Source organism: Rathayibacter tritici (assembly GCF_002932875.1).
Lineage (GTDB): Bacteria > Actinomycetota > Actinomycetes > Actinomycetales > Microbacteriaceae > Rathayibacter > Rathayibacter tritici.
In genome coordinates this window covers 31,746-43,102 of the sequence record NZ_PSWS01000024.1, presented here as the reverse complement: position 1 = coordinate 43,102, position 11,357 = coordinate 31,746, and the positions used below count along the sequence as shown (strand labels likewise).

The window sequence follows — 11,357 nt, the reverse complement described above, 5'->3', positions numbered from 1 at the left end:
GGCGTAGGAACCTCCATCATCGGAAGACCTCGACCCCACTCCCGGCCACGACGCGCCGACCCCACACTCGTACGGCTACACCCTCAACTGCGAAGAGCCCACAAAGCGCCGGGTGAGACGGAGGGAAGATCCGGCGCATCAAAGGCCGCCGAGCGCTTGTCCATCGACGTCGGCATTCGCCGCCGTCGATGGGCAAGAGTGTCCGAATTAGTTACATCGAGGAGATCGGCGGCGTCGCGGAGAACGCTAGCGACCAACCCGGGATTCGCACCGCCGGCTTCCGCGAAGGCATTGACTAGCTCATTCAGCACTGCTCGGGACTTGGCATTCATTTCGTCCGCTGGGGACATGAGGACTCGGCTCAGCTAGGAGAAACCCTCGCCATTCACGACACGCTCGTGGAGAACAGGAGGAGGGTCGTGCGCCTCCGCGGCGCGGTCGGCGTTTTAGAGTAGGCCCGATCGCACCGCGATGGGAGATCATTTCACAAGACCTTCCCGGCGATAAGCGCCGACGTGGAGCCGATCCTCTTCGATTCGATGTGAAGCGTCGGCGCAGGTGTACAGTCCGAGCATGGCTGCACTGAACAGCACGACCCCAGCATCAGCTGAGGGAAATTCTCACGGCGGCACCGAGATTCCATTCTCGATTTCCGCGACACCCGTCCGGTCCAGCCCGCTGACGCTTCTCGCACTGGAGACCGATCGAGAAGCTCGTTTCTGGGCTTCCTACGACATGAACCCTGCCTCGACCACAGCGTGGGCCGACGCGGCGATGATCGCCTGGCAGAGTCCCGCCGCTGCCGCGCGGGCCGAGAAGGACCTTGACCGGTGGAACGACGAGGGTGGGTCAGATCCGTTCTGAACGCGATCGCAGTGTTCGTGCGCCGCCCGCAAGTGAATCGCGAATGGATCGAGCACCTGTCCCGCGTCACAACCGGTTCCGCCGGCCTGGACCTCGCCGATGGGCGCACCGCTGAACTCTCTCGAAGCTCTCCCCTACCCACCGCCTCGCCGTTCCCGAGCAGGTCCGCCCGCCCCGCTCACGCTTGCAGCACCACCGCCCCGTAGTGCGTGCCCGCACCCGTCCCCACCAGGAGCACCGACTCCCCCGGCTGGACGCGCGTCCGGTGCAGGGCCAGCGGGATCGCGCTGCCGATCGTGTTGCCGACCTCGCCGAGCGTGATCGTCATCCGCTCGCGTCCCCAGAAGCGGGCCATGCCCGCGAGGCCGGCCGCGCTGGTCTGGTGCGGAACGACGCGGTCGATACCGGGGAGGCCGGTCGAAAGGCCGGGCCGCACCTCCTCCAGGAACGCCGGGAAGTGCCGCAGTGCATCCAGGAGGAGCGCCTTGCCCTGCATGTCGAAGCGGAAATCCGCCAGCCGCTCGGCCGCCTCCTCGATGCGGATACGCGAGCCGAACCCGCGCAACTCCGCGTGCCTCACTCCGCTCGGGCGGGTGCGGAAGCGCGTGGTCACCAGGCCCTGGCACGGAGTGTCGGCACGGCCGATCACGACGGCGGCGGCCGCGTCGCCGAACAGGAGGGCGCTCTCCGGCTGGGTCGGATCGATGCCGCGGCTGCCGCAGTCGGTCGAGACGATGAGCACGTGGTCGGCCCGTCCCGTCGCGAGCAGGAACCCCGCCTCCTGCAGCGCAACCAGGAACGACAGGCAGGTCGCGTGCACGCTGTACGCCGAGACGTCGTCGAGGCCGAGGCCCGCCGCGAGCAGCGCGCCTCCGTCCGGGATCGCCTGCACCTGCGTGCCCGAGGCGTTGAGCACCACGTCGACCGTGTCGAGTCCGGCGGCCGCGAGCGCCCGACGGGCGGCGAGCAGGCCCAGCTCCAGGGGATCCTCGTCATCCGTGACCCAGTGGCGGGTGCGCACGCCGGAGCGGCGCTCGGCCTCGTCGGCGGGCAGACCGCAGACCGCGGCGACCTCGGCGGTGCTGACGATCCGCTCGGGGAGGGCCTCTCCGGTGCCGAGGATGCGGAGCGGGAGGAGGTCGGGCACGCTGGCCCCTTCCTGCTCCGGGACGCACGGAGCGCCTCACTGTATAGCGCGCCTGTGCACTGGAGCGTGCCGCGGCGTCACAGTTTGACGGCGCGAGCCCCCGCCGACAGCATGGTCCCGGAGCGGGGGACGGATGAGCGCGCGCGGGTTCTGGGTGGTCGTGCCCTTCCTCGATGAGGAGAAGCTGCTCGACGGCGCCCTCGACGCGCTCGCTCGGCAGACAGATCCGCAGTTCACGCTCCTGCTCGTGGACAACGGGAGCACCGATGGCTCGCGCGCCGTGATCGAAGAGTTCCGCCGGCGGTGCCCGGAACGCCAGATCGCCGTGATCGACGAGGCGCAGAAGGGCACCGGAGCCGCGTCCGACACCGGGTTCCGCCACGCGATTGCCGACGGCGCGTCAGTCGTGGCCCGCACCGACGCCGATTGCCTGCCCAGTCCCGAGTGGGTCGCGCGTCTCAAAGCCGACGTGCGCGGCGGCGCTCGCTTCGTCGGCGGACGGTTGTCCCCGCGGACGGACGAGGCGGTCTACCGCTGGTACGACGGCGTGCTCGGCACCGCGCTGATCCGCCTGATGGAGCACGCGCCGGCCGTCTTCTACCGTCGCCCCGGCCAGCGGTACCGGATGTTCATGGCGGCCGGCTGCAACCTCGCGATCGACGCCGCGCTCTACCTCGAGGTCGGCGGATTCCCGCGCTCGAGCATCGACGACACCGATGAGGACCTGGAACTGCACCTGAAGGTCTGCCAGGTGATCGACCGCCGCGAGGCCGTCTTCAATACGCGCGCGGTCGTCCTGATCTCGATCCGGAAGGGCAAGGCGCTCGGCTACCTCGGGACCCTGCTCTGGTACTGGGGCCGCAAGCGCAGGCTGGACGTCGTCGATGTCCGGTGAGCGCCGCGTCCTGATCACCGGAGCGACGGGCTTTCTCGGCGGTTACGCGGTGCGGGAGTTCCTGGCCGCGGGCGACGACGTGCTCGCCACGGGCCGCGACCCGCGGGCGCTGGCGCGGCTGGAGGAGGAGGGTGCCACGATCCTCCGCGCCGACCTCGCCGAGCTGGGCCGTCTGGACGTGCACGCCGACGTCCTTGTGCACGCCGCCGCACTGTCGAGCCCGTGGGGCCGGTGGAGCGAGTTCGAACGCGCGAACGTGGCGGGCACGGAGGCGATGATCGCGCTGGCCGAGCGCTGCGGAATCCGCCGGTTCGTCTTCGTCTCGTCGCCGAGTATCTACTCCGCGCGGCGCCACCAATTCCTGGTGCGGGAGGAGGACGTCGACACCGGCAGCCGGATGAGCCTCTACATCCGCAGCAAGATCGAGGCCGAACGGCTGCTGCAGGAGGCGCACCGCATCGGCCGGATCCGCGAGCTCGTCATCCTGCGCCCCCGGGGTCTGATCGGGGTCGGCGACCCCAGCCTCCTCCCCCGCTTCGTCGCCGCCAGCCGCCGCCGCGGCATCCCCCTCTTCGACGGCGGCCGGAACCCTGTCGACATCACCTGCGTCGAGAACGCCGCGCACGCGCTGGTGCTCGCGGCCGACGCTCCGGTCGCCGAGGGCGGCGTCTACAACATCACCAACGGCGAGCCGGCCCCGCTCGGCGACCTGCTCGCGCGCTTCTTCACCGCGATGGGCGAGGAGCCGCGCTTCATCCGCGTGGACCTGCGCGTGCTGACGGTGCTCGCGGAGGTGCTGGAGCGGGTGTACCGGCTGCTGCCCGGGCGGGAGCCGCCGTTCACCCGGTACACCGTCGCGACGCTCGCCTACGCGCAGACCCTCGACATCTCGCGGGCGCGGGCCGAGCTCGGCTACGAGCCGACCGTGCCGCTGGCCGAGGGGATCCGCCGGGTCGGAGAGCATCTGAGGAGGACGCGTGGCTGAGTCATCGGTGCAGGTGATGGCGTGCGGGAGCACGGTGTTCCCGCTGTCGCGGGTGTTCCGCGGGAAGGGGCTGCCGCGGCGAGTGTTCCCCTCGAACGTGTTCCTCTACACGCACGCGAGCGGGCGGCGGGTGCTCGTGGACACGGGGTACCCGCCGACGTTCCGCGGGACGGGGCTCGTCGGGTGGCTGTACGGGCGGATCCTGCCGGCGCTGGTGTCGGGCGAGGAGACCGTCGACCAGCGGCTGCTCGCCCTCGGGCTGACGCCGGACGACGTGGAGTTCGTGGTGCTGACGCACCTGCACCCGGATCATGTGGGCGGGGTGCGCTGGTTCCCGGACGCGACGTTCGTCCTGTCGTCGGGGCAGGTCGCGTCGCTGCGGCGGAGTCGGGTGCGGGAGGGCATCTTCCGCGCGCTGCTGCCTGCGTGGTTCACGCCCGGGATCGTGGCGGACGAGCAGCCCGCGGTGACGGTCGCTGGGCTGAGCGGGTTCGACCTGCTCGGGGACGGATCGGTGCTCGTGGTGTCGCTGCCGGGGCACGCGCGGGGGCACCTGGGGGTGCTCTTCGACGGCCAGGTGCTCGTGGCGGGGGACGCGGCGTGGGGGCGGGAGTTCCTGGGGTGGTCGCGGCGGTTGCGGTGGCTGCCGCGGTTCATCAGCGACGAGGCGGAGGCGCATGAGCGGACGTCGATAGAGCTTCAGCGGGCAGAGGCGGCCGGGGTGACGGTGTGGTTCTCGCATGACGCGTATGCGGACGGGAAGGTGCTGCTGCGCGACGACGGGTCGAGACGGTAGAACAGGGGCGCCCGCTCGTCGCTGACCCGCGGAGAGGTTCTTGCGCTACCAGCCCCCGCCGTATTATTGTTTTTCGATAACATCGATCATCAATAAAGGCGAAGAGATGAAGCACACGAAGAAATGAAGCACACAGGAACGGTCCTCAGCGGACGCGTCAAAGACCGGCCGCCGCTCCTTCGCTTCGTGCGAGCGACTCTGTTGATCGTCGCCGCATTCACCGTGGTCCTCGACGCCATCCAGGCGATGACGATCGTCACGGGTCGGGCACCGTTCGCCTTCGGACGAGCGGACGGAGCGGTGCCGCTGAGCTACCTCCCGCAGCTCTTACAAGCCGATCTCCGAGACGGAGCGACAGGGACGCTCGCGGACTCAACCTTCAGTGTGCGTCTCATCTGCGCGCTGCCCACAGCTCTCCATGCTGCAACTGTCGTCCTTGGCGCTCTTTTCCTGCTTCGAGCGCTGCGTGGGATCTCGTTGGCTCGTCCCTTCGACACGTTCGTCCTCGGCAATTGGCAACGCCTCAGCGTCGCACTCCTCGCCGGCGGTAGTGCGCAGGGGCTTGCCGATACCGCCGCGACCATCTACCTGAACACGAGGATCGGCCTCCTCTTCGGGACAGGCCACGTGAGCGAGCAACAGCGGATCGCCTTCCTTGGCAGCGATTACCGAACGATCGGCACGAACCTGCCTCAGTGGCCGATTCCCATCATCATCGCTGGGCTGATCGCCGCAGCGCTGACGGCCGCTTTTCGCGCGGGCGCTCTCCTAGAAGAAGACGTCGATGGCGTCGTCTAGCGCCCCCGACGAGGGGAACGGCAACCATCGGATCCTCTGCCACCTCGACGCAGTTCTCGCCGATCGGCGGGTCACTCTTACCGAGCTGTCCGCTCGAACCGGGATCACCGTGGCCAATCTGTCCATCCTCAAGAACAACCGAGCCAAGGCCATCCGCTTCACCACACTCACCCTCATCTGCGACGCCCTCGAAACAACGCCTCAAGCGCTCTTCTCCATCGGGTCCCGATAAACCCAGGGCGAGACCCGCGTCGACGTTGACACCATCCAGCGCACCCACGGGAGTGGAAGGGCTGGTCGAGAAGCGGCAGAAGCGTGGTGACTGATCTTTCCCGCACCGACCGCGGCGCCCGTTCGAGTGCGCTCGTGATCGAGCTGCGGATCATTCACGGTTCGACAATGATTGGAGCCCTCTACGGGCGGATCCTGAACTTCCTAGCAGAATTGAGCCCCACCCTACGGGGGCTTTGAGGATCTCCCCCAAACGGAGAATGGTGGCCTACTGAAGGAACTTCCATCCAATGATCTGAGGGGAAAGAACCTGTGAAGCCACACGTCGAACTCACACTTGTCGAGCGCGCCAAGGCCATCCGCGCGACCATCGCTGCTCCAACGGCCGCCCGGAGGCTCACGATTCGAGCGGTCATTGCTTCCGCGTTGGCGGTCGGGATCGGGCTGTCAGGAGCGGCGGTGGCGAACGCGGCACCCCCGCCCAGTGGATATCCCACCAGTGAGGTTCTCGCTACCGCCGCACACCCCAGGCTGGGGAACATTCCGCTTCGACGCGGATTCTACGACGCCGACAGCGGACTCGGTTGGGGAGTCGACAAAGCCTGGAATAAGTACAACGTTTGGAGCGTCGAGGCTCAGAGAAGAGTCATGATGTCGAAGAACTACACCCGGCAGGCCGACGGTCGATATGCGCTGGCCGCTTACGCGGGGAAGTACGCGTGCGACAGTGCCACCTGCACGCTGACGGACCGCCGGAAGCTGATCGGCGTGTACAACCCCCACGAGGTCTCCACGTACGACGGGTGGCCCGCGGGCGGCGTGCTCGGCCTGCAAAACATGTATTGCGACAATGGCGGCAAGGAGAAGTGCCCAGACTGGGTGACGTATTCAATACTGAACCACAGGGTCGACAACCCGTACGGGACCGCGTCGGACACAGCACGACCGCAGGGGGATGAATCCATGTCGGCGTCTGTGGAAGAAGGGCTGACGCCGCAACAGGAGTCCAGCCAGTCAAGCATTCTGAACGGTCAGGAGATCCAGTCGCTGCGAGCAGAGATCGGCGCGGGCACGACCCGGACGCAGTTCTCCGATCAGCCCCTTCCGGAGACGATCTCCGCGAAGTAGCCGACGCTGGTGGCGGGCCGATCCGTCGGCCCGCCACTACGAAAGGACCGTCGATAATCCGGAGTCGACGGGTGCCGATGCCGCCGAGGACATGGCGGAGCCCCTCGGCGCACTCGCCGTGGGCGCACGACGTGCCGATGGAATTCTGTGGGTGGGGATTCCCGCGGCCGACGCTCTCCCCGCACCTCCGGGTTGGACATCGCCACCGAGGCAAGGCTGAGAGACAGCGCGAGGAACACCTCGACGTCGGCGGGCAGCCGCGGTACAGTCCCTACCCCGCATCCGAGACCTACCCCTGGATGAGGGACCCCAGACCCGCACTCCGCACCCCACTGAGTTCTGATGGAGGAACACCTTGGCCACGACACCCGTGTTCCGCCGGATCGCGATCGCGCTGGTCGCGGTCGTCTCATTCGGAGCGGCGGGTGCCGCGCCGGCATCTGCGCTCGACCAGCCGATCTCCGGTCACCTCACGGACGCCAGGCTCTCGCCCGAGAAGATCCGCGACGTCCTCGGTGGGCCCGTTCTGTCCCCCTCCACGTCGGTCGGCTACGGCGGTGCGGTCTCCTCCGTCGACGCGAACGCGAGCCGGGTGGGCCTCGAAGTACTCAAGCGCGGCGGCAATGCCGCGGACGCCGCGGTCGCGACGGCCGCCGCTCTGGGGGTCACCGAGCCCTACAGCGCCGGCATCGGCGGCGGCGGGTACCTGGTCTACTTCGACAAGGCGTCCGGTGAGGTCAGCACCATCGACGGGCGCGAGACCGCGCCGGCCGGGATCACCTCGGACGCGTTCATCGATCCGGCGACGGGCGCTCCCTATCCGTTCAGCCCAGACCTCGTCTCCTCGGGCGTCGCGGTCGGCGTCCCCGGAACGGTGGCGACCTGGGACGCCGCCGTCACGCGCTTCGGCACCCTGCCGCTCCCCGTCGTGCTGGCGCCGTCGATCGCGCTCGCGGCGAGGGGCTTCCGGGTCGATGACACCTTCCGCAGCCAGACGCTCGACAATCTGAAGCGGTTCCAGGCGTTCCCGGACACGGCGAAGCTGTTCCTCCCGGGCGGCGATGCCCCGAAGGTGGGGAGCACGTTCCGCAATCTCGATCTCGCGAAGACCCTGACCTCCATCGCCGTTCACGGGCCGAGCGCGTTCTACGGAGGCGCGCTGGCCGCCGAGATCGCCGACACGGTCCAGAACCCGCGCGTCGCATCCGGCTCCGACCTCCCCACCCCGGCCGGCTCGCTGACCGCCGCCGACCTCGGCGCCTACTCCGTGGTCGAGCAGGCGCCCACCCACGTCTCCTACCGCGGACGTGACGTCTACGGCATGGGGCCCTCCGCCGCGGGAGGGATCGCGGTCGGCGAGGCACTGAACATCCTCGAGAACCACGATCTCAGCGCGGAGGACCCCGGCAACGCCCTGCACCTCTACCTCGAGGCGTCCGCCCGCGCCTTCGCCGACCGCGACGCCTTCGTGGGCGACTCGGCATTCTCCGATGTGCCGACCGAGACGCTCCTCAGCAAGGAGTTCGCGGACACCCGGGACTGCACGATCGACCCGAGGACGGCGTCCGTGCACCCGGTCGGGCCCGGCACTCTCGAGGGACTCGGATGCTCGATCGCCCCCGCCGTGACGGAGCCCGACACCGAGAACATATCGACCACCCACCTCTCCGTGGTCGACAAGTGGGGCAACGCCGCCTCCTACACACTGTCGATCGAGCAGACCGGCGGCTCGGCGATGACCGTCCCCGGACGGGGCTTCCTCCTCAACAACGAGCTCACCGACTTCTCCACGACGTTCGTCGACGGGGACCCGAACCGGATCGAACCGGGCAAGCGACCGCGCTCATCGATGGCGCCGACGATCGTGCTCGACGGCGGCGACGTCCGGCTTGTCGTCGGTTCGCCCGGAGGATCGACGATCATCACGACGGTGCTCCAGACGCTGATCAACCGCATCGACCTCGGCATGACGCTCCCGGAGGCGGTGGCGGCGCCGCGCGCGTCCCAGCGCAACACCGCGTCGACCTCGGCCGAGCCCGAGTTCATCACGGCGTACGCCGATGTCCTCGCTCCCTACGGCCAGCAGTTGACCCCGTCGGGCGACACCCTCACCTCGGCCGCGAAGATCGGCGCGGCGGCGGCCATCGAGGTCGATCCGTCCGGCCGGATGACGGCGGTCGCCGAACCGGTGCGGCGCGGCGGTGGCGTCGGGTTGGTGGTCCATCCGGAGAAGTGACGGACGTCGATCCGACCCCGCGGGCGGCCGGGTCGCCCCCTGCGTCGCGACGGACGGCGACCCGCTCGCGGTGAATCGCGGCGAGTTCTTCCAGGCCGTCGCCTCCGGAGCGTTCTACGGCTTCAACCGGCCGGGCGTCGACCTCTCGCAGCCGGTGATCGACAACTGGTGGCGCCGGGCTGCGGGTCGCCGTGCCCCAGGCCGCGGAGGCGCCGCAGCAGCGCCCGCGCCACCCGGTCGTGCTCGCGGAACGACACCGCGTTCGTCTGCGGCCGCGCGAACGCGCCGACGAACGGCGCATCGGTGTACGGCCCGATCGCGTACCTCCGACCCGTGCGGTCGCCCCTGATCGAACACAGCAGCGCGTCGTCCTGGTGGACGCGCAACCGCCCCGTCGAAACGAGCGCGTCGCCCCGATCGACGACGTCCTCGACGGCCTCGCCCGAGGCGAGGAGTGCGCGCAGCAGAGGGTCGTCGCTCGTGGCGACCCCAACCTCCGGGAGGCGCGCGTCGACGAGCGCGTCCGCCGCGACCACGCGATCGGCGGCGGGGCTGCTCGCGACGAAGCGGCCCTCCTCCTCGGAGGCGACGACGCGGATGCCCGGGCCGAGGAAGTCGACGACACCGGCCGCCGAGAGAGCGAGCAGGTCGTCGAGGCGATGCGCAGGCGGGCCGCTCGCGAGGAAGCTGAACCAGCCGCGCCACCAGCCGTGCAGGTCCTCGATGCGCGAGCGCGGCGTCCACTCGGCCGATGCGGCGAGGTCGGCGAGGAGGACGTGACTGCGCAGCACCGCGAGGAACAGGCCCACGGTGGCGCTGTGCTCCTGACGGGTGCGCAGGGCGAGGTCGTCACGGATACACGCGCGTACCGCCTCCTGCACTGCCCCCGCATCCGCGAAGCGGGCGCCGGCGAGCGGGCGATCGAGGTCGGGGAGGAAGAGCCGGTCGATCTCGTCGGGCACCGTGTCGGCGACGAGCGCCGCGAGCGCCCGCGCATCCGCCAGTACCCGGGCAGCATCGGGGCCGAGGGCCGGGACGGCGTAGCCCTGCGCAGCGTCGGGGCGGGGACCCTCGGCTCCGGCGAGCACCGCCGCGCGCGGGTCGAGCCGCGAGAACACCGCCGCGAACTGCGACCAGCCGACACCCACCCGTTCGGGGTGTCCCGTGAAGAGCTCGCGGTAGTAGCCCCAGAGCAGCTCCTTGGCGATCAGCGGCCAGACATCCTCGGTGAAATCGAGTGCTCGACCGCGCGAGCGCAGTTCCTCGGCTGCGGCGGCGGTGAACCACCGAAGCTCAGGCGCTTCCCCCTGCAGCGTCGAGGTGATCTTGGAGTGGTGGGGCACACCTCGGCGGCTGCCGATCGTGATCCGCGGCTCACGGCCGGACGGCAGGTATCGCAGGACGCCGGCGCGGTCGCGCGTGAACCGGCCGCCTCTCCCCTCCGTCAGCAGCACCACGAGGTCAACGGCGACGAGCCCGAAGCCGCGCACGATCACGTCGCGGCCGGCGGTCAGAGCGCTGAGGTCGGCGTCGGCGGTAGAGGACGGGGGAAGGTAGTCGAGACTGTGCCGCGCGGCGAAGGCGGCCAGGCAGGCCTGCTCCTCCGTCGGCAGGGCGCCGCTGCGGCCGAGCGCGAACAGCACGAGATCGGCGGTGAGCCTGTCGCCGGAGTCGAGAACGATCACCTGAGCGCCCTCGGCGCAGCCGAGGACCTCCGTCGCGCGAGCCCGGTGCTCGCGGATCTCGACGTCCGGTCCGAGCGCGGCCACCACCTCCCGGTAGAACCAGCGGAGGTAGAGGCACTGCAGACGGCGGGTGGGGAAGCTCTCGGCTCGAAGCCCCTCGATTTCGCACCGGACGGCTGGGTCCCCGACGTCCAGGACCACCTCGCCCGCGCGTACCGCCTCCGCCCATTCGATCAGCGACGGTCCGGGGCGGACCGGGCCCTCGATCGTCGAGCTCGCGTCGGTGAACATCGTGACGTCCGCGGCGCGGGAGTTGAGCTTCAGCAGCGGCGATTGCTCGTAGCGCCAGATCCGCCCCGGCCCGATGGGGAACGGGTCGACCACATGCACGACGAGTGGGCCGGCGCCGAGTTCGGGGGCGTTCGCGGCGAGGCGTTCGAGCACGCCCACCGCACGGGGGCCACCGCCGATGATCGCGAGTGATCGCGCCTGCTCCTCGGGTGCTGTCATGGCTCCACTCTGCTGGAGGCAGCCATCACGAAGCTTGGAGTGGGATCTGACGGAACGGCCGGTGACCAGGCGCACCCGGCGC

10 protein-coding genes are annotated in these 11,357 nt (G+C 69.6%); 8 read left to right on the top strand and 2 right to left on the bottom strand.

Going from position 1 to position 11,357, the window contains the following annotated elements; translation table 11 throughout:
* Positions 1–573 precede the first annotated feature (573 nt).
* On the top strand, positions 574–864 hold the full coding sequence (locus tag C5D07_RS15215) for a hypothetical protein (RefSeq protein WP_146076820.1): 291 nt from the start codon (positions 574–576) through the stop codon (positions 862–864).
* A gap of 178 nt (positions 865–1,042) precedes the next feature.
* Here C5D07_RS15215 and C5D07_RS03860 read toward each other — a convergent pair whose 3' ends face one another.
* Positions 1,043–2,011, bottom strand: coding sequence for a 3-oxoacyl-ACP synthase III family protein (locus tag C5D07_RS03860; protein ID WP_068256502.1), 969 nt, complete (start codon positions 2,009–2,011; stop codon positions 1,043–1,045).
* 133 nt (positions 2,012–2,144) lie between these two features.
* On the opposite strand from C5D07_RS03860, the gene C5D07_RS03855 reads away from it, so the two are divergent.
* From C5D07_RS03855 to ggt, 7 genes are all read left to right on the top strand, one after another.
* Entirely contained in the window at positions 2,145–2,906 is a 762-nt protein-coding gene (locus tag C5D07_RS03855) for a glycosyltransferase (protein WP_104258726.1), read from the top strand.
* Entirely contained in the window at positions 2,896–3,891 is a 996-nt protein-coding gene (locus tag C5D07_RS03850; RefSeq protein WP_104258725.1) for an NAD-dependent epimerase/dehydratase family protein, read from the top strand. The genes C5D07_RS03855 and C5D07_RS03850 overlap by 11 nt, the downstream gene beginning before the upstream one ends.
* Entirely contained in the window at positions 3,884–4,687 is an 804-nt protein-coding gene (locus tag C5D07_RS03845; RefSeq protein WP_068256512.1) for an MBL fold metallo-hydrolase, read from the top strand. The genes C5D07_RS03850 and C5D07_RS03845 overlap by 8 nt, the downstream gene beginning before the upstream one ends.
* Before the next feature lie 123 nt (positions 4,688–4,810).
* Positions 4,811–5,485: a hypothetical protein gene (locus C5D07_RS03840; protein ID WP_068256515.1), complete on the top strand. Its 675-nt coding sequence runs from the start codon at positions 4,811–4,813 to the stop codon at positions 5,483–5,485.
* Complete coding sequence (locus C5D07_RS03835; RefSeq protein WP_068256518.1) at positions 5,472–5,717, top strand: helix-turn-helix domain-containing protein; 246 nt, start codon at positions 5,472–5,474, stop codon at positions 5,715–5,717. Before C5D07_RS03840 ends, C5D07_RS03835 begins: the two co-directional genes overlap by 14 nt.
* A gap of 311 nt (positions 5,718–6,028) precedes the next feature.
* Complete coding sequence (locus C5D07_RS15210) at positions 6,029–6,844, top strand: hypothetical protein (protein ID WP_146077216.1); 816 nt, start codon at positions 6,029–6,031, stop codon at positions 6,842–6,844.
* A gap of 355 nt (positions 6,845–7,199) precedes the next feature.
* Positions 7,200–9,080 carry a gamma-glutamyltransferase gene (gene ggt / locus C5D07_RS03825; RefSeq protein WP_104258724.1) on the top strand — a complete coding sequence of 627 codons (1,881 nt, stop codon included), beginning with the start codon at positions 7,200–7,202 and terminating at the stop codon, positions 9,078–9,080.
* A 122-nt stretch (positions 9,081–9,202) separates the two neighbouring features.
* On the opposite strand, the gene C5D07_RS03815 is transcribed toward ggt, so the two are convergent.
* Entirely contained in the window at positions 9,203–11,275 is a 2,073-nt protein-coding gene (locus C5D07_RS03815) for an FAD/NAD(P)-binding protein (RefSeq protein WP_104258723.1), read from the bottom strand.
* Positions 11,276–11,357: the final 82 nt, after the last annotated feature.

Coding starts and splice junctions, on each gene's coding strand:
- C5D07_RS03850 (WP_104258725.1), top strand. CDS start 2,896: ATGTCCGGTGAGCGCCGCGTCCTGATCACCGGAGCGACGGGCTTTCTC.
- C5D07_RS03840 (WP_068256515.1), top strand. CDS start 4,811: ATGAAGCACACAGGAACGGTCCTCAGCGGACGCGTCAAAGACCGGCCG.
- C5D07_RS03835 (WP_068256518.1), top strand. CDS start 5,472: ATGGCGTCGTCTAGCGCCCCCGACGAGGGGAACGGCAACCATCGGATC.
- C5D07_RS03815 (WP_104258723.1), bottom strand. CDS start 11,275: ATGACAGCACCCGAGGAGCAGGCGCGATCACTCGCGATCATCGGCGGT.
- C5D07_RS15215 (WP_146076820.1), top strand. CDS start 574: ATGGCTGCACTGAACAGCACGACCCCAGCATCAGCTGAGGGAAATTCT.
- C5D07_RS03855 (WP_104258726.1), top strand. CDS start 2,145: ATGAGCGCGCGCGGGTTCTGGGTGGTCGTGCCCTTCCTCGATGAGGAG.